Consider the following 18,288-nt stretch of genomic DNA (forward strand, 5'->3'; position numbering starts at 1 on the left):
TTCTAGTGCAATCAACCTAATTGGCTAAAAATAACAAAAAAAACCTAGTCATCGAAATGACTAGGTTTGTTTAAATTAGCTGCAATTGAGCAAATGGCTTACTCAGCTACAGGATTAGCTTTTTTTGGCGGACGGCCACGAGGGCGACGAGGGCGGCTCGGTTTGTCCTTATCTGCCTTAACGTCTTCTGATTCGGCATCAGTTGTTGCTTCAGTCGGAGCTACTGTTTCTTCAGCCGCTGCTTTTGCTTTGCTTGCTGCTTTTGATGGCGCAGGTTCCTTCGCTGCAGGAGCTTCAGCTACTGTTTCTTCTGTAGCTTTTTCCTCTGCAGGAGCAGCTTCAGGTTGTACGACTTCAGTTGACTGATTAAGTTCAAGCGGTTGTTGTGCTGGTTCAACTGTTGCTTGTGTTTCAGCAGTTGGAGCAGCAACGGTTTCTTCTGCTACAGGAGCAGGAGTAGCAACTTCTTCTTGAGCAGAATGTTGTTGTTTCACTTGCTCAAATGCTTGTTCCGCAGCAAGTTTTGCTAAACGACGACGCTCACGCGGGTCATTTGCAACACGTGGAGCTGGTGCTTGCGGCGGAGTAAGTGGAAGTACTGGTGCAGGTTCTGCTTCTTCAGCCGGTTTGTGGCTTGGAAGTTCTGCATCACGAGTTACCGGCTTTTTCTCTTCCGTTTCAGCAGTAACTTCAACTACTAACGTACTTGCGTACTGTTCTGCAAATTTCTGCAAAGCACGATTAAACGTTGGGACTAGACCAAATTGTTCAATCAATACGGTGCAATCTTCACCATACACATGACGGATTAAACTACCGATTGTGTGTTGTGCCAAAGTTGGAATTTGCGATGGCGCAATAGATGGCGTAGCTGCCTTAGCGTGTTTAGCCTCACGTTGCTGACGACGACGCATACGAGGGTCATTGCTAGCACGTTTGATTTGTGGCTGAGCAGCTTCTTGGCTTGGCTGAGCTTCTTCTTTGGTTTCAACTACAGCAGCTTTCTCGGCTACAACAGGAGCTGGAGTTGGCTCTTGAGCAACTTCAGTAGAAGTCGTTTCAACTCGCTCAACGTGACGACGCTCAGGTGTAAGTGCAACAATCTCACTTTGACCTTGATCAACATTGATGATTAAAGCAGTGTTCATGACATCATGCTTAGGTGCATCAATCACATCAACCTTAATTTGTTTTTCATCAACAACAACCGGTGTATTTTGATTTTCATTTAATACACTTGGATCGCGGTGGCGATTTGGACGGTTTGGACGTTGTTGATTATTACGGTCACGACGTGGCACAGCATTTTCAGTGTGTTGTACATCATTATTTTGATGTTGCTGATCTTGCTGCTGTTGACGTTTTTGCTGACGTTTTAACTCACGTTGTTCTTGGCGTGACAATTGAACCACTTCTTCATGAACTTGATGTTGCTGTTCATGTGATTGGTGATGTTGTTCACGTTGCTCTTTATGTTTACGCTTTTTGTTGTTCTGACGTTGTTGCTGAGATTTATCATCCTTTTCAACATGTTCGCGAACGTCTTGTTTCACAGGTGACTGTGAAATATAAGCGTTATTTGATTGAACTGGCGCAACTTCTGCAACAGCAGGTACGGCTACTTGACCGAACTGTCCGCGGCTTACTGCGCCTGTATTCACCATTTGCTCAATCGCAGCAGCAGCATTTTGTGCTGAACGAGATTGATCAACTGTTTGCGCTTGTTTTTGAACAAACAGGTTTTCTAACCATGCACATGGGCTTGCTGCTTTTTGAGCAGAAGGTTGTGCTACAGGTTGAGTTGCATGATTTGCTTTTTTCTGAGCCGCAGCATGAGTTGAAGCTGTAGCAGTTACATGAGCATGGCCATGATCTGCTTCTTCTAAATGCCATTCAGAAGACTCATAACCTAACTCTTTCTCGCTAGAACGGGTTGCTTCTGTACGTTCATAGCTAGATGGAGCAAAGCCATCTGGGTTATATGCAATTTCGTAATGTGGAGTTTCTAAGTGCGGGTGTGGTAATACAGTCACACGTACACCAGAAGTTTGCTCTAAATACACCAGACTATGGCGTTTTTCATTAAGCAAGAAGGCTGCAATTTCAACTGGAACTTCAACCTGAACTTCACCATGACGTTCGCGGAGTGCAATCTCTTCAACTTTACGCATAATTGAAAGAGAAAGCGAACGTAAATCACGAACCATGCCTGTACCATGACAGCGAGGGCATACATAACCTGTTGCTTCTTCAAGCGATGGGCGTAAGCGTTGACGGCTCATTTCCATTAAGCCAAAACGAGACAATTGACCAAACTGGATACGGGCACGATCGCTTTGTGTTGCTTCACGAAGTTTTGCTTCAACCATACGTTGATTGCGTTCTTTAGTCATATCGATGAAGTCGATAACAACTAAACCGCCAATGTCACGTAAACGAAGTTGGCGAGCAATTTCTTCTGCTGCTTCAAGGTTAGTATTCAGTGCAGTTTCTTCAACATCATGACCGCGAGTCGATTTCGCAGAGTTAATATCGATTGAAACTAAAGCTTCAGTCTGGTCAATGACGATTGAACCGCCTGAAGGAAGTTTTACTTCACGTTCATAAGCAGTTTGAATTTGGCTTTCAATACCAAAATGAGCAAACAATGGCTCGTTTAAAGTATAAGTTTTTAATTTGTCTAATTGACGAGGCATCACTGCTTTAACAAAGTTATATGCTTCGTTATAAGCTTGTTCGCTATCAATTAAGATTTCAGCAACGTCATCACGTAAGTAATCACGAATTGCACGTGTTACTACACCCGCTTCTTGATGAACAAGCATCGGAGAAGGGCCTGAGCTCGCTGTACCTTGAATTTGTGCCCACAGGTCAAGCAAGTGTTGTAAATCGAGCTGTAATTCTTCTTGAGTACGCCCAATACCGGCAGTACGAACAATAACGCTCATACCACGAGGTACATTTAAAGAAGCTAAAATTTCTTTTAATTCTTCACGTACTGAACCTGAAATTTGACGGCTAATGCCACCACCTTTCGGGTTATTTGGCATAAGAACTAAATAACGGCCTGCAAGGGAAATAAACGTAGAAAGTGCTGCACCTTTATTACCACGTTCTTCTTTTTCAACCTGAACTAAAAGCTCTGTGCCTTCAGTAATAAGTTCACGAATGTTTGAAGTTTGACGTGGGTCTGCCTGAAAATAGCTGTTCGCAATTTCACGCATAGACAAGAAGCCTTGACGACCTGCGCCATATTCAACAAAAACAGCTTCTAAAGATGGTTCTACGCGGGTGACATGGCCTTTATAGATATTGGATTTTTTCTGTTCTCGGGTACGATTCTCTAAATCAAAATCGTAAAGACGATTACCAGTGATAAGTGCAACGCGAACTTCTTCGGCATGAGTTGCATTAATCAACATACGTTTCATGGGTGTGACACCTAATAGTGACTCACACAAACAAACCAAACAAACTTAAAGGTTCTGAACGAACATCGAACATGACGGATCATTTCCCAGATCTCAAAATACTTGTGGTCTGAGTCATCTGTTACCGGCTACATTTAGCCTTAGCTTCGATTCTCGTCTGTGATGTAGGCAATACTGCTTCAACCTTTAAATCGGAATTCCTTTTTGCTTCACTGGCGGGTGAGCGGTGCATTGGTTAATGACTTTCACTGTCATTGGGCGCGAAGTGACTTCTTTATTGGAAGTTTGATACGGAATGCTCATCGTATCGGTGCTTTCGGCAGTTCCAATGCATCAACGCTTTAGCCTGAAGGCAACATTAAGGAGCGATTTGTCTGATGTGTATCAGTTTACGTTCCATAACCAACTAGAGTTGGTAACATATTTTTTTGAACAAACTGAATTAAACGCAACAGTTTGTCATTTTGCCGATATAATAAGCCTTCGGCGTCGGCATAATTCTTTAGGACCTGTCCGAGCTGGTGATGAAAGCATCATTTTGATTGAGGTTTCAATCAGGGAAATTTCCCTTTAGATGTTCACTTACGGTGGTATCCGTGCGCTGACTATATCAAACCTTGCAGCATCTGCCTATGGGCTAAGCTTAGATTTCTTGTGAAAAAACTAAGCTAATCGGTCATTTATTAATCAAATTTCGTAAAATTTCAGGTTTAAATATTAGTATGAATTCTACACAGCAATGGCAAAGTGTCACTTGGTTTGAGGTGGATGAGCATCAAGCAGGACAACGAATCGATAATTTCCTGTTTTCACGTTTAAAGGGTGTGCCAAAGAGTCGAATTTATCGTTTGATTCGTGAAGGTCAGGTTCGCGTGAATAAAAAACGTATTAAAGCCGAGACCAAACTTGCAATTGGAGACCAGATTCGTGTTGCGCCAATTCGCTATGAACAAAAAGATGAAACTGCTGTTCCTGTAAGCGACAGTGTGGCTCAAGGTTTATTAAGCCGTGTGGTCTATGAAGATGAAGGATTATTAGTTGTAAATAAACCATCGGGTATTGCTGTACATGGCGGTAGTGGCGTGGCTTATGGTTTGATTGAGGCACTACGCGCGGCAACAGGTAAAAAATATTTAGAATTGATTCACCGTATTGACCGCGACACTTCTGGTCTAGTTATGATTAGTAAGAAACGTAGCACTTTAAAACTGCTACAAGATATGTTGCGTGAACACAAAATTCGTAAGACCTATGCAGCGATTGTAAAAGGTCAGGTGAGTCTTGATAAACAGCTCATTGATGCTCCTTTATTTCGTTATGAGTTAGCCAATGGCGAACGTCGTGTACGTGTATCTAAAGAAGGTAAGCCAAGTAAAACCGAATGGGTAGTTGCAGAGCGCTTTAAAAATGCCACTTTAGTTCATGCATCTCCTTTATCAGGGCGTACCCATCAAATTCGTGTACATGGTTTAAGTATTGGACATCCGTTGGTGGGCGATGATAAATATGGGCACAACACTGCATATACGGGGCCTGAAGCACGCCGTTTGTGTTTACATGCCATGCGTTTGGATATTCCGGGTTACCCAACGATTGAAGCACCGTTGCCAGAAGACATGACCCAGTTATTAGAGGCTTTGAGAGTAGCAAAATGAGTCTGAAAACCGAATTAGTGATTTTTGACTGGGATGGTACTTTATATAATTCTGTTGGTCAGATTGTGGCAAGTTTACAGCATGCGGCAGAAGAGCATAAGTTAACTCTGACTGATGAAGCCGCAAAGAGTATTATCGGTTTAGGTTTGCCGGAAGTGATGCAGACCTTATTTCCAGACGTACCTGATTTGCATGATTCGATTTTAAAAGCATATGGCGATCACTATATTGCCAACTCGACAAATGATGCATGGTTTGAAGGTATTTCTGAACTACTTCATGACTTAAAAGCTCAAGGTTTAAAACTTGCAGTTGCGACGGGTAAAAACCGTCGTGGATTAGACCGTGTGATTGCAAAAACACAGAGTACTCATCTGTTTGATGTTACTCGAGCAGCCAATGAAACCCGTTCAAAACCAGATCCGCTCATGTTACAAGAAATCTTGACTGTAACTGGAGTAAGTGTCGAACAGGCAGTTATGATTGGTGATAGTAGTTATGACCTTGAAATGGCTCAGCGTTTGGGTATGCCTCGTATTGGGGTGGGCTATGGAGTGCACTCGGTCGAAGTTCTACAACAGTTCCAACCTTTAACCATTGCTAAAGATGTATCTGAGCTGCACAACTTTTTAAGAGAGTATGCAAAGTTATCTACTGTGGACGTAGCGTAATTTAAAATGATGTAAGAAGGAGGAATTTATTCCTCCTTCTTTTTAAAACTAAAGAACAATAAGAAGAGAAAAAATGAGCCGCTCTATTCGTCTATTAAATCTTTTACAGCAACTCCGTGAATCTCGTTATCCCGTTACTGCTCAAGTCTTGGCTGAACGCTTGGGAATTAGTATTCGCAGCATTTACCGTGATATTGATAGTTTACGTGCTCAAGGTGTGAGAATAGATGCATCGGCAGGTTTGGGGTTTCAGCTTAAAGAAGACATTTTATTACCACCGGTTACTTTTAATGAGAATGAAGCCGAGGCTCTATTTTTAGCTTTAGAGTGGTTGAAAGACGTTCCAGATCACGCAATGAAATCGGCAGCCGTTTCAATTTATTCCAAACTTTATGCAGTTTTACCAGAGCACCGGAAATATTTGATCGATGACATGACGCTAGGTGTTACACATTACTGGCATCCGGTTGATGAAGCTTTAGTAGAACAAGTACGTTTAGCGATTCGTAAACAAGTAAAGATCAAAGTCGATTATTGCGATGAACACAAGCGTATGAGTCAACGTTCTCTTTGGCCTTTTGCTTTAGGGTATTTACATGACAAAGTTGTACTTGCTGCTTGGTGTGAATTACGGCAGGCCTTTCGCCATTTTCGGATAGATCGTATTCATAACTTGCAAATGAGTGAGGAAATATATCCTGAATTTAAAAAACATCTGTTTCAAAGATGGTGGAAACAAGAAATGCAAAGGACTACTGACAAAAACTGACAAAAGGTATTTGTAAACTAGGAATCACGATAAACAAGGAGCAATAAGAATGAGTCTTAAACTTTATACTAACAATGAATCGCGTGGTGTCGTTATAGACTGGCTTTTGGTTGAGCTTGGCGTGGAATGTGAACGTATTGAAGTAGCATACCGAACCGAGATGAAATCACCCGAATATTTAAAGCTTAACCCGTTTGGGAAAGTGCCTGTATTGGTAGATGGCGATGTCGTTATTTATGAATTAGGTGCAATTTGTGCATATCTGGCAGACAAATTTAGTGACAAAGGTTTGGCACCTGCTTTAGATGATCCGAAACGTGGTTTGTACTATCGTTGGCTTTTTATGATGGCGGGTCCTTGGGAAGCTGCTGGTGTCGATAAAGCTTTAGGAATAGAAATCGCACCTGAGCAAAAAATGTTTGTGGGTTATGGTGATTATAACGATGCTTATCAAGCTTTAGTTCAAGGACTGAGTGAAGCAAATCCGTATGTATGTGGTGAACAATTTACCGCCGCAGATGTAAGTGTTGGAGCCATGCTATTATGGCAATTAAAAATGAAAACGATTGAATCGCACCCAGCCATTACACGTTATGTTGAAACGATCAAACAGCGCGAAGGCTTAAAACAAAGCAGTATGGGCCAACTGTTGTAAGTATAGTTATTCTTAAAAGCCCCCTAAATGGGGCTTTTTTGTTTTTTATAAAGGTCTTAATTGGTAAGAAAGCCAGCAGCAACGTTAATACAAATCGCTAAAATGGTCGTGTTAAAGCCAAAAGATAATACAGCATGAAATAAGTTTAAAAGACGCATATGTTTGTTCGTAATTGAAACATCGGCGGTTTGTGCTGAGGTGCCAATGATATAGCTAAAATATAAGAAGTCAGGGTAGGTCGGATGTTCGGTACCCGGGAAGTCTAACCCACCGTTCTCTTCATTTCTGGATAGAGCCATATAAAAGTCATGGGCATAATGCAAAGCGAAAACAGTATGCATGAAAAGCCATGCTGAAATAATGGTGAGTAAAGCTAACGCTACATGTCCTAACTTTTCATAATGCCCAGAAGGGAGCTGGGAAAGTTGTACCAAAATCGCAACTAGACTCATTGTGATGGCCAATAAAACAATGAGCATAATGACCCATTTACTTTCGTCCTGTTTTTTGGCTTGCTGTTGCATTTGTGAATGGTCGGCACTTCTCATCAGTTTCCAGACATGGAGTAAATATAAACTGATTGAGCCATTCCAGCTTGCTAATAAAATGGTAGACCATTTCCATGAAGTGAGCCATGCCAATAAACTTGCAACAACCACTCCAAAAATTAAAGCAATAAAGAAGTGAGGGCGGTTTTGTACACTACGTCCTAAATGCTGAAATAGTCCAACCATCTTGTTAACTCTCCTTGCTGTTATCTTAAATATATTTTTTACTATTTGGTTAATTTAACATTAAGTTTTATATAACCTTTATACTTTAGATCGTCATTTTTGTTTTTATTAAGTGTGACAATCTAAAATATAATAAAAATTATCTCAAATTAATTAATCGATAAAAGATATTAAATAAATTTTAATTTCATTTTTTTATACATGCATTTAAATTTTCTAACTCATTTATTATTTAATAATAAGCGTAAATATACCTAAAGTGCTTAATCTAGATTTTTATCAAGATGAAATACTTTGTTGAGTTGATCAATAAATCTTTTTACACCGACTGACTCTGTATTTTTACGATAACTAACAAATAAATCTAAAGAAGGTAATTCGACATCTAGAGGGCGAACTACAGTGTTAGAAACCCCTAAAGGCGCGACATAGGCAGGTAAAATAGTACAACCTAGGCCTGAACCAATAGAGTTTATATTAAGTAAAATGCTATCGGCCTTTTGTACAATATTGAGGTCAATACCATGAGTTTTAGTAAACTCTAAAATTGTATTGTGTAGTGTATTAGATTGTTCAGCTGCCGGAATAATAAAATCAATACCATGCAAAGCTTTGACCGGAATACGGTCATATTTCGCAAGTGGATGGTTTCTTGGTAATAAAAAAATTAAAGGTTCTGTTAAGACAAATTGGCTTTGGATTTCATCATTTTCAGTATTATCACGGGTAAACGTGATGTCGAGTTCACCTCTTTTTAAGGCTTTGAGTTGCTCAGCGTTATTTAAACTTGATAATTCAATGGTGAGGTCAGGGTGTTGTAAGCGCAGATTTGGAAGTACGTATGGAAAAATTTTCATTTCTGCGATGGGGACGAAACCGATACGTAATAATTGTTGTTTAGCCTTTGAGACCTGGCGGGCCATCGCTACTGCTTTATCAGCTTGAGCAAGCGTTAAACGGGCATGCTCTAAAAATACTTCACCTTCTTCTGTTAACTCAACTTTACGTTTTGTGCGGTTTAAAAGTCGTACCCCGACATCTTCTTCTAAATCTTTAATTTGTTGGCTAAGGGAGGGTTGAGCAGTATAGAGTTTGAGAGCGGCCTTACTAAAATTTAATTCTTCAGCAACTGTAATGAAATATCGAAGATGGCGTAATTCCATAAGACTAATCCAAAAAATGTCTTACTATGATTTAAGCAAAGTATAAAGCATAAAACTATATAGCGTGAAGGTGCTTTAGGTATTTATAAAATAAATGAAAATTTATAAATCATTATGAAATTAATATGAAATTTTATTTAATTATTAATTTGTAAAATATATTAATTCATATTCATAACCAAAGTGATTTTAAATTTAGAAAAGAAATTTAAATTACTTTTCAGAAATTCACTTAAAGTTTTCTCATATTATGAAAAAAAGTATTGTTAATTTAAGAATTGAGAATCTTAATTTCTAACAAAAAATGTGTAAGGAGTATTTTGTTAATAAATGTTTCGGTTCATCTTGCTATATTTTTTTAGTTTTTTCAATGCATGTGCTGCTTGGTTTAATAGTTTATATATGAAGCAAAATTGATAAAATTGAGCAGTTTTAAAAATAAGAGATTAACCATAAAGAAACTAGCTCACCTCTGTTGTAAGTCTTTGCTTATTATATTCTATTGTTATGTTATACAGTAGCTTTTAATAAGAATAGTAATTAACGAATCACAAACTCAACACATCTAAACATTTTTTTGTGGCACTTTAGATTGATCTATGTCGGCTGTGACAAAAATAAAAGGGATATTTATATGATAAATAAGTGTAAGTGTCATAGCTTAATTTATTTAAATCGCTAAGATAGAAAACTGAATGATTCATCCTCCTGATGCTACAACCATAGAATAAGCCCATGAAAGACAAGCCGACATTAACTTATCAATTGCCGACTCAGTCCTGTTGGACGCATACATGGATAAAACCACCTTTTTGTCATCCTGAACTGGGCCATGAAAATGACACCCGTTTTTATAATCAGCAGCCTAGATCGCCTGCACGAGGATCGAAAGAGTTATTGCGTTGGTTAGTCACTCGTGAGTCTTATACTTGGAATGTTGATATTCAGAATGAATATGATGTACGTGTTAATACACCAATTGCTTTACCACAAAACCGTCCTCATGCGGATTTAGATGATTGGCAAGTTTGGTTTGTAGGGCATGCTACGGTACTCATTCAAATTGGACCTTATAACTTTATTACCGATCCGGTATGGTGTGACTACGCAAGTCCTTTACATGGCCGTGGTCCACGCCGTGTATGCCCAGCGGGTTTTGCTTTAGAGCAGTTACCTACCATTCATGGGGTATTGTTGAGCCATAACCATTATGACCACATGGATTTAGCAACGCTTGAGTGGCTTCATAAGAAGTTTGCTATGCCGATTTATACAGGGCTTGGCAACGGATTTTACTTACCTAAAGAGTTCCATGTAATTGAAATGGATTGGTGGCAGGAAATTCCTTATCACGAATTAAGAATTGTTTATACACCTGCTCAGCATGGCTCGGGGCGGGGTTTACGTGACCAAAATAAGGCACTTTGGGGCGGCTTTTCGGTTTTGGCGAAAACAGGACATTGTTTTTTTGCGGGTGATACCGGTTATGCGGGCCACTTCAAACAAATTCATACGCGCTATGGCGCGCCGCGTGTGGCCTTACTTCCAATCGGAGCTTATGAACCTCGTAAATTAATGAGCTATGTTCATATGAATCCGCAAGATGCAGTTCATGCGCATTTAGATTTACAAGCACATCGGTCTGTGGCAATTCACTATCGAACTTTTCAGTTAACGGATGAGGGGCGTGAAGATCCTGAACATGCGTTAGCTCAAGCCATTAAAGCTTCATCAAAGCTTGCTAATCCTTTTTATTGCATTCGAGAAGGGCATAAATTGACTGTCTAAAATTCATTGTTTTGTATTAAAAAAGCCAGTTCAATTTGAACTGGCTTTTTATTATTTTGGCTTAAATTAAGCTAAGTCAAAACGGTCAAGATTCATGACTTTAGTCCATGCAGCAACAAAGTCTTGAACAAATTTTTCTTTACCATCTGCCTGAGCATAAACCTCTGCTAATGCACGTAAGATTGAGTTTGAACCGAAGACTAAATCATTACGTGTTGCGGTAAATTTCACTGTGCCTGATTTACGGTCTTTACCTTCAAATACTTCACTTGTTGAATCAACAGGTGCCCATACATTCGACATGTCGAGTAAGTTTGTGAAGAAGTCTGTGCTGAGTACACCAACTTGCTGAGTGAAGACACCATGTTGAGAACCATCCCAGTTAGTGCCCAGTACACGTAAACCACCAATCAATGCAGTTAACTCTGGTGCAGTCAAAGTCAGTTGTTGTGCTTTATCAATTAATAAGACTTCAGCTGGTGTGTTGACTCCCTGTTTTTTCCAATTTCTGAAACCGTCAGCAAGACCGAGCAGTAATTGGAATGATTCAACATCGGTTTGACTTTGTAATGCGTCAACACGACCAGGGGCAAACGGAACGGTAATATTGAAACCTGCTGCTTGAGCAGCTTGTTCTACACCAACGTTACCAGCTAACACGATTAAATCCGCCAATGACAATTGGGTTGATGCCTTGAGCTCTTCAATTTTAGTTAAAGTCTCAACAGCTTTTTTGTTTACTTCCCACTCACGTTGTGGTGATAAAGCAATACGTGCACCGTTTGCACCACCACGTTTATCTCCACCACGGAATGTTGATGCAGATGCCCATGCAAGGGAAACCAACTCACCAGCAGATAACCCTAGAGCAACGATTTTTGCTTTTGCATCAGCAATGCTTGCAGAAGATGGTGTAGCGCTAGCAGCAGGTAATGGATCTTGCCAAATTAAATCTTCAGCAGGAACTTCTGGACCTAAATAACGTGCTTTTGGTCCCATATCACGGTGAGTTAATTTAAACCAAGCACGAGCAAAAGCATTGGCAAAGGCTTGTGGATCGTTAAGGAAACGACGAGAGATCTTTTCAAACTCAGGGTCAAAACGTAAGGTCAAATCTGTAGTAAGCATCGTTGGCTTACGTTTAATTGATGGGTCGAAAGGATCTGGAATAATGGCTTCAGCATCTGCTGCTACCCATTGAATTGCGCCAGCAGGTGAACGTTCTTGTACCCATTCGTATTTGAAGAGGTTTTCAAAGAAGTAATTGCTCCATTGTGTTGGTGTTTGTGACCAAATAACTTCTAAACCTGAAGTGATCGCATCTTTACCGACACCTGTACCATAGCTGTTTGCCCAACCAAAGCCCATTTGTTCAATTGGTGCACCTTCTGGGTCTGCTTGGACATGGTCAGCAGAGGCAGCACCGTGAGTTTTACCTAAAGTATGACCGCCTGCAATCAAGGCAACAATTTCTTCATCATCCATTGCCATGTTGCCGAAAGTGGCACGAATAAACGGTGCTGCTGATCGTGGGTCACCACTCGCTTGTGGTCCTTCAGGGTTCACATAAATTAGGCCCATTTCGGTTGCAGCAAGATTACTGCCCGCCAATGCTTCAGAGTTACGATGAGCTAACCATTCTTTTTCATCGCCCCAGTTTACATCGTTGTCTGGTTCCCAAACATCTTCACGACCGGCACCAAAACCAAAGGTACGGAAACCAGAAGACTCAAGTGCGATGTTCCCGGCAAGAATAAATAAATCGGCCCAAGATATTTTTTGACCGTATTTTTGTTTAACTGGCCATAGTAAACGGCGTGCTTTATCTAAACTTGCATTGTCAGGCCAACTATTTAATGGAGCAAAACGTTGTTGACCACGACCGGCACCACCACGGCCATCGCCCATACGATATGTACCGGCAGCATGCCACGCTAAACGGATAAATAAGCCCGTATAATTTCCCCAGTCGGCTGGCCACCAGTCTTGGGAATCGGTTAATACATTTTTGATATCGGCTTTAAGTGCGTAGTAGTCGAGTTTTTTAAATTCTTGACGGTAATTAAAATCTTTACCGAGTGGATTAGAGCGTTCTGAATGTTGATTAAGTAAGTCAACACGTAATTGATTTGGCCACCAGTGTAAATTAGCCGTGCCACCACCGACTGTTACTTGCGGTTTTGAGTTATGACCTGAAAAAGGACATTTTGATTCGTTTGACATGATTATATTCTCTCTGGGTAATATTTATTGAGCTCTTAATAAAACTGAAGGCTCATTTTCCTGGACTTCTGGGTTAAAAAAATGATGCGTATCGAATAAAGAAATGAGAGAACAAATGGTGAGAGAAACCGTTTTAAAAATTTTTCACTGTTATGTCAGCTCATCAGTTTTATTCAACAATACATGAGTTTCCTTTGTTTATTATTCCTTCAATTTACTGCATGAAGGCTAAAAAACAAGAGGGAAAATGGTTCAAATTTTGCAAATAATGACGCATGGCATGAGCTCCTTAATCATTGAAACATCGCAATATCTTTCAATTTCGTTCTTTAAATATACTAGAATCTGATTGTTTATTTTTCAAATGGATTAAATTGTCCATATTAATTGGTAAAACCGATTTTTGGGGGATTAAAGATCAGGAGTGCGCTAAGTGGCAGCTTAAAAATGAAGAGAAAATTTAAAAATAGATGAATTGAAAAAGGAGAGCTTTTTGACTCTCCTTTTTTAAATATTTATACGCTTACAAGGCGGTTAGATTTAACCATATCGGCTAGACCGTGAGTTTTAAAGTAGTACTCAAGCCAGCTTTTTACAATAAGCGGATTATTCATTTTCATGACATCATCAAGCAGCTTTTGGGCATCTGACATTGGGACATGGCAAATTGCTTTTCGGACACGCAAGATGTTACTTGAACTCATCGAAAGGGTATTAAAGCCCATGGCCATCAGTAAGATTGCCGATAACGGATCACCCGCCATCTCACCACAAATACTTACCGGTTTTTGGTATTTATGACATTCCTTCACGAGTCGAGTTAAAGCCCGCAAAATAGACGGATGGAAGTGTGAATAGACGTTTGCGACATGCGGATTATTACGGTCCACAGCAAGTAAGTATTGAGTTAAGTCATTTGAACCAACCGAGAAGAAATCGACAAGTTCTGCGAACTCATCAATTTGTAGCAGTACACTCGGTACCTCAACCATAATCCCGATTTTTGGTTTAGTAATTTTAACTTGTTCTTCTTCTTGTACTGCAATCCAGTCACGCTCAAGTAAATAAAGTACTTCTTCGACTTCACTTACTGTCGTTACCATTGGCAATAGGATATGCAAATTATTTAAACCAATACTGGCTTTAAGCATTGCCCGGATTTGTGCTGAGAAAATCTCTGGATGGTCGAGCGTGAAACGAATACCGCGCCACCCTAATGCCGAGTTCTCTTCTTCAATACTGAAGTAAGGTAAGTCTTTATCGGCACCAATATCGAGGGTACGCATGACTACCGGCTTATTGGCAAAGTGACTCAATTGTTGGCGATAGATGGCACGTTGTTCTTCTTCACCCGGGAAACGTTCCCGTAACATGAATGGAATTTCACTACGGTACAAACCCACACCTTGAGCGCCACGTTGTACACCGCGGACTACATCAATCATAAGGCCCGTGTTCACAAACAGTTGAACAGAGACACCGTCTGGTGTAATCGCTTCTTTGGTCTCATATTGTTTGAGATCTTTTGCGATTTGCTCGTCTTCTTTTTGAATTTCTTTATAACGTTGACGTAAACGACGTGGAGGGTTTACAAAAACACGGCCCTGATAGGCATCCACAATCATTTCTGCATCATCAAGCGTATTTACAGGCAGTTCGGTTACGCCGACCACCGTTGGAATACCTAATGCACGGGCAACAATCACCATATGCGAATTGGCTGCGCCTTCTGACGTCACAATAGCTGCGATATTATCTACTGGTAATTCTACTAGCGCTGCGGTACTAATTTCTTCACCAATTAAAATACTGTCTGGGCTAAGTTCACGGTGGCTCGAATCTTCTTCTTGTAAGCACGCTAGAATACGTCGCCCTAAGTCTTTAAGGTCAGAAACGCGTTCACGAAGATAATCGTCCTCCATTTGTGCAAATAGGGCAGTGTGTTTTTCAATTACACGGCGCACCGCACCTTGTGCCCAATGCCCATCACGGATCAGTTCTTTAATTTCTGCAGGTAAGGCATTTTCATCTAGCATTCTTAAGAATACGCTAAACAAAGCACGTTCTTCTGCCATGAGCGAGTCATGCATTTTTTCATCTAAAGAACGAATCTCTGAACGTACCGATGAAATAGCTTGATCTAAAATGCGGAGTTCATCGCTGATATCTTCTGCTTCGCGGTCGGGTACTGAACCTAAGTCGGCAGGTGGATATAAAATAATAGCGCGACCTAAAGCCACCCCACCTGCACCGGAAACGCCTTGAAAGGTCTTATAGGCAGGCCCATTGCTTGGCTTACGAAATACGTCAATATTTCCAACCGCATGCGCATGTGCAATAACACCTGAGAGCTGTGCACATAAGGTGACTAAAAATGATTCGGCTGCTTCACTAAAATCTTGAGGAAGTCGATTTTGGACAACTAAAACACCCATAACCTTACGGCGATACATGACGGGTACGCCAAGGAATGAGTTATAAATTTCTTCGCCCGTTTCAGGTAAATACAAAAAGCGTTCGTGCTTTGGCGCATTGTCAAGGTTAACAATTTCTTCACGTTGCCCAACCAGACCCACCAAGCCTTCACCTAACTGCAATGAAACATGCCCAACAGATTCTGGATTTAAGCCTTTTGAGGCCATCAATACATAACGTTGATTGCGTTCATCGAGTAAATAAATAGAGCAAACATCCACTTTCATGGCCTCAGCAACCTGATTGACCATAATGTCTAACGATTCATGCAAACTCACGGACGCATTAATCTCTTGGACAATGCGTCTTAGAGTGTCGAGTTGCATGTTTGACATGGATGTATACTCCAGTATTTTTTTAGACTATGAATGTATTTATAACAGCACTTTTAATAAAAATCATTTGCTAGATAAATGATTTTTAGGGTAATTGTTGCACTGGCAACTGTGTACACAACTCCACCATGGCTTTACGGTAAACATCACGTTTGAAGTTCACCACTTGACCAAGAGGATACCAATAGCTAACCCACTGCCATTCATCGAATTCAGGCGGGTCGGCGAGGTTTAACTGAATGTTTTTTGCAGGCGCAGTTAACTTCAGTAAAAACCATTTCTGTTTCTGTCCGATACATACGGGGTCAGAGTCTGACCGAATATACCGATGTGGCAAACGATAACGCAGCCATCCTTTGGTTTGCGCAATAATCTGGACATGCTCGGGCAATAAGCCGATTTCTTCTCTCAGTTCTCGAAAAAGTGCCTGTTCAGGGGTTTCTCCAAACTGGATGCCTCCTTGTGGAAATTGCCAAGCATTGTGACCAATGCGCTTTGCCCATAAAACCTGTCCATCATCGTTTGCCAAAATGATCCCGACATTGGGTCGGAAACCTTCTGAGTCGATCATTTGGCTACCTAAATATTGTCTATATCGTTGACTTCGATCACGGGGACAAACACTTTTTTATGTCCAGCTCGAAAAGATCAAAGTAAAATGTTTAAATTGTTACGATCTTAACGAATTTCTATCGACTAGCGGAGATAGATTTACATTTTTTTTCTTAAATTTCAGTTTAAACGAGAATTTTCATGAAACTGGCGTTGTTTGATTTAGACCATACCTTGTTAAATACCGATTCAGACCACTCGTGGGGTGAATTTTTAGTCAATGAAGGTTTGGTTGATCCGGTTCATCATCGTCAGATGAATGATAAATTTTATGAAGACTACAAAGCAGGGCAACTAGATCCATATGCTTATAATGAGTTTGTTTTCGGCTTTCTAACAAAGCATGACAATAACTACTTAACTGAGCTTCATCAGTTGTTTATGGAAAAAGTGATTCGTCCTCAAATGCGACCAAAAGGTTTTGATGCAATCAAAAAACATCAAGATTTAGGCCATACCATTGTAGGTATTACAGCAACAAGTGATTTTATTACTGCGCCGATTTTCCGTGAATTTGGAATTACTGAAATCTTAGCAACTAACGCCGAGGTTGCTGATGGTAAATATACAGGTAAAGTGGCGGGTTTAGCGTGTTATCAAAAGGGCAAACTTGCACGTCTTGAGGCATGGCTGGACGGACGTAGCGTTTCTGAGTCTTGGGCTTATTCAGATTCAATTAATGACCGTTTTTTACTTGAATATGCAACGCATGCGATTGCAGTCAACCCTGATGATCGCCTTGAGAAACTGGCTCAAGAACACAACTGGGAAATTCAGGACTGGTCGATTTAATTTAAAGCAAGAGCTTCCTAGAAAAATGTAATATTCCGGAAGCTCTCTAATAAATTATTTAACTTTCTCTGTGGCATGCCAAATATTTGAATCAGGATTTTGTTGATGCCAAAGCTTGAATTGAGCTCGCCATTGTTGAAAAGGAACCGATAAAGTAGGTCGTGGGTCATCACTTAAGCTATAAGCCATGCCTTCTACCAGCCATTTAGGTTTAGTTAGCATTGCTATATTTCCCCATTCTTCTGCTTGTCGATGATGAATAAGCTCATGAGTGATATAGAAATCTTTCCAGCCTCGCGGTGCAACCAATAACCCCAAATTACCAACCGCTTTAGCGGCTGCTTTTTCCATACCAAAGGTATTTGCACATTGTGGAGTTGAGCAAAAAACCATAGTGGGTTGTTGATGAAAAGCACCTACTTTATTTTGGGTCTCTTTTAATGCCTGATTATAAAGTGCCTTTGCAAGAGGCTGTGTCTTTGGATCATCTACACAGACTTGACCATCACAATGTAACAATGAAAGGTGATGGGTGAAAATAACACGTATCGGTTTAAACCAAATAAATGTAACTAGAACTAAGATAGCTAAAGTTATAAATATATATAAACCGATTTTAATTATCTTTGAATATTGATTCTTCACGCTCATGAATCTTAAGTGAAAAGTATAATGATAGTAGAGTAAAGGGTATATATTTATAGTATTATTTCTAATCAATATATAATTTTATTAATTAAAATAGCATGACTAAAAATAAGCGCACTAAAAGTAAAGGCAGCAATGGTTTCTTTCAAGAATTTATAGATCAGCTCATTACCGCTATTTTTGGTGAGTTACTTATTTATATCATTGCTTTACTGTTTATGAGTGCACTTGGCGGAATTATTTTCGCTGCTATATGTTTCAGTTGGGGCGTTCTATTTTTACTACTACCTTTCGCGGCTTTGATTTATATCCTTGTTAAAAAATATAGCCATTAATA

The 18,288-nt window shown here is 40.1% G+C and carries 14 protein-coding genes; 7 read left to right on the forward strand and 7 right to left on the reverse strand.

Annotated elements, in window-relative coordinates; all coding sequences use genetic code 11:
• Positions 1–98: 98 nt before the first annotated feature.
• On the reverse strand, positions 99–3,431 hold the full coding sequence (locus tag MKL62_RS05225; RefSeq protein ID WP_000827319.1) for an Rne/Rng family ribonuclease: 3,333 nt from the start codon (positions 3,429–3,431) through the stop codon (positions 99–101).
• A gap of 722 nt (positions 3,432–4,153) precedes the next feature.
• Between MKL62_RS05225 and MKL62_RS05230 the strand changes: the two genes are divergently transcribed.
• The 4 genes from MKL62_RS05230 to MKL62_RS05245 all read left to right on the forward strand — a co-directional run bounded on the left by MKL62_RS05230 (position 4,154) and on the right by MKL62_RS05245 (position 7,181).
• Positions 4,154–5,086, forward strand: coding sequence for an RluA family pseudouridine synthase (locus tag MKL62_RS05230; protein ID WP_001089412.1), 933 nt, complete (start codon positions 4,154–4,156; stop codon positions 5,084–5,086).
• Positions 5,083–5,757 (forward strand): HAD-IA family hydrolase, encoded by a 675-nt coding sequence (locus MKL62_RS05235; protein WP_005129796.1) that lies wholly within the window; start codon positions 5,083–5,085, stop codon positions 5,755–5,757. The genes MKL62_RS05230 and MKL62_RS05235 overlap by 4 nt, the downstream gene beginning before the upstream one ends.
• A 73-nt stretch (positions 5,758–5,830) precedes the next feature.
• Positions 5,831–6,526 carry a helix-turn-helix transcriptional regulator gene (locus tag MKL62_RS05240; protein WP_000091414.1) on the forward strand — a complete coding sequence of 232 codons (696 nt, stop codon included), beginning with the start codon at positions 5,831–5,833 and terminating at the stop codon, positions 6,524–6,526.
• Positions 6,527–6,575: 49 nt separating this feature from the next.
• Positions 6,576–7,181, forward strand: a complete 606-nt coding sequence (locus MKL62_RS05245; protein ID WP_000053842.1) for a glutathione S-transferase family protein — start codon at positions 6,576–6,578, stop codon at positions 7,179–7,181.
• Positions 7,182–7,237: 56 nt separating this feature from the next.
• Here MKL62_RS05245 and MKL62_RS05250 read toward each other — a convergent pair whose 3' ends face one another.
• Positions 7,238–7,915: a DUF1345 domain-containing protein gene (locus tag MKL62_RS05250; RefSeq protein WP_000232918.1), complete on the reverse strand. Its 678-nt coding sequence runs from the start codon at positions 7,913–7,915 to the stop codon at positions 7,238–7,240.
• 263 nt (positions 7,916–8,178) lie between these two features.
• Positions 8,179–9,078, reverse strand: coding sequence for a DNA-binding transcriptional regulator HcaR (hcaR, locus tag MKL62_RS05255; protein ID WP_000423241.1), 900 nt, complete (start codon positions 9,076–9,078; stop codon positions 8,179–8,181).
• Positions 9,079–9,813: 735 nt separating this feature from the next.
• Between hcaR and MKL62_RS05260 the strand changes: the two genes are divergently transcribed.
• Complete coding sequence (locus tag MKL62_RS05260) at positions 9,814–10,866, forward strand: MBL fold metallo-hydrolase (protein WP_000653392.1); 1,053 nt, start codon at positions 9,814–9,816, stop codon at positions 10,864–10,866.
• Between the two features lie 66 nt (positions 10,867–10,932).
• On the opposite strand, the gene katG is transcribed toward MKL62_RS05260, so the two are convergent.
• The 3 genes from katG to MKL62_RS05275 all read right to left on the reverse strand — a co-directional run bounded on the left by katG (position 10,933) and on the right by MKL62_RS05275 (position 16,470).
• Positions 10,933–13,089: a catalase/peroxidase HPI gene (gene katG, locus MKL62_RS05265; RefSeq protein WP_000064289.1), complete on the reverse strand. Its 2,157-nt coding sequence runs from the start codon at positions 13,087–13,089 to the stop codon at positions 10,933–10,935.
• Positions 13,090–13,604: 515 nt separating this feature from the next.
• A complete protein-coding gene (gene ptsP, locus MKL62_RS05270) occupies positions 13,605–15,899 on the reverse strand; it encodes a phosphoenolpyruvate--protein phosphotransferase (RefSeq protein ID WP_000069121.1) in 2,295 nt (764 codons plus the stop codon).
• An 85-nt stretch (positions 15,900–15,984) separates the two neighbouring features.
• On the reverse strand, positions 15,985–16,470 hold the full coding sequence (locus MKL62_RS05275; protein WP_000567254.1) for an RNA pyrophosphohydrolase: 486 nt from the start codon (positions 16,468–16,470) through the stop codon (positions 15,985–15,987).
• Between the two features lie 182 nt (positions 16,471–16,652).
• On the opposite strand from MKL62_RS05275, the gene MKL62_RS05280 reads away from it, so the two are divergent.
• The gene (locus tag MKL62_RS05280; RefSeq protein ID WP_000761586.1) at positions 16,653–17,303 is read left to right on the forward strand and encodes an HAD family hydrolase; all 651 of its coding nucleotides are present in this window, start codon (positions 16,653–16,655) and stop codon (positions 17,301–17,303) included.
• Between the two features lie 54 nt (positions 17,304–17,357).
• On the opposite strand, the gene MKL62_RS05285 is transcribed toward MKL62_RS05280, so the two are convergent.
• Positions 17,358–17,954, reverse strand: coding sequence for a hypothetical protein (locus MKL62_RS05285; protein WP_005129793.1), 597 nt, complete (start codon positions 17,952–17,954; stop codon positions 17,358–17,360).
• 95 nt (positions 17,955–18,049) lie between these two features.
• On the opposite strand from MKL62_RS05285, the gene MKL62_RS05290 reads away from it, so the two are divergent.
• Positions 18,050–18,286 (forward strand): hypothetical protein, encoded by a 237-nt coding sequence (locus MKL62_RS05290; RefSeq protein ID WP_000164722.1) that lies wholly within the window; start codon positions 18,050–18,052, stop codon positions 18,284–18,286.
• Positions 18,287–18,288 lie beyond the last annotated feature (2 nt).

The organism is Acinetobacter sp. AOR01_HL, assembly GCF_027855455.1.
In the GTDB taxonomy this organism is placed as follows: Bacteria; Pseudomonadota; Gammaproteobacteria; order Pseudomonadales; family Moraxellaceae; genus Acinetobacter; species Acinetobacter baumannii.

Coding starts and splice junctions, on each gene's coding strand:
- MKL62_RS05225 (WP_000827319.1), bottom strand. CDS start 3,431: ATGAAACGTATGTTGATTAATGCAACTCATGCCGAAGAAGTTCGCGTT.
- MKL62_RS05230 (WP_001089412.1), top strand. CDS start 4,154: ATGAATTCTACACAGCAATGGCAAAGTGTCACTTGGTTTGAGGTGGAT.
- MKL62_RS05235 (WP_005129796.1), top strand. CDS start 5,083: ATGAGTCTGAAAACCGAATTAGTGATTTTTGACTGGGATGGTACTTTA.
- MKL62_RS05240 (WP_000091414.1), top strand. CDS start 5,831: ATGAGCCGCTCTATTCGTCTATTAAATCTTTTACAGCAACTCCGTGAA.
- MKL62_RS05245 (WP_000053842.1), top strand. CDS start 6,576: ATGAGTCTTAAACTTTATACTAACAATGAATCGCGTGGTGTCGTTATA.
- MKL62_RS05250 (WP_000232918.1), bottom strand. CDS start 7,915: ATGGTTGGACTATTTCAGCATTTAGGACGTAGTGTACAAAACCGCCCT.
- hcaR (WP_000423241.1), bottom strand. CDS start 9,078: ATGGAATTACGCCATCTTCGATATTTCATTACAGTTGCTGAAGAATTA.
- MKL62_RS05260 (WP_000653392.1), top strand. CDS start 9,814: ATGAAAGACAAGCCGACATTAACTTATCAATTGCCGACTCAGTCCTGT.
- katG (WP_000064289.1), bottom strand. CDS start 13,089: ATGTCAAACGAATCAAAATGTCCTTTTTCAGGTCATAACTCAAAACCG.
- ptsP (WP_000069121.1), bottom strand. CDS start 15,899: ATGTCAAACATGCAACTCGACACTCTAAGACGCATTGTCCAAGAGATT.
- MKL62_RS05275 (WP_000567254.1), bottom strand. CDS start 16,470: ATGATCGACTCAGAAGGTTTCCGACCCAATGTCGGGATCATTTTGGCA.
- MKL62_RS05280 (WP_000761586.1), top strand. CDS start 16,653: ATGAAACTGGCGTTGTTTGATTTAGACCATACCTTGTTAAATACCGAT.
- MKL62_RS05285 (WP_005129793.1), bottom strand. CDS start 17,954: ATGAGCGTGAAGAATCAATATTCAAAGATAATTAAAATCGGTTTATAT.
- MKL62_RS05290 (WP_000164722.1), top strand. CDS start 18,050: ATGACTAAAAATAAGCGCACTAAAAGTAAAGGCAGCAATGGTTTCTTT.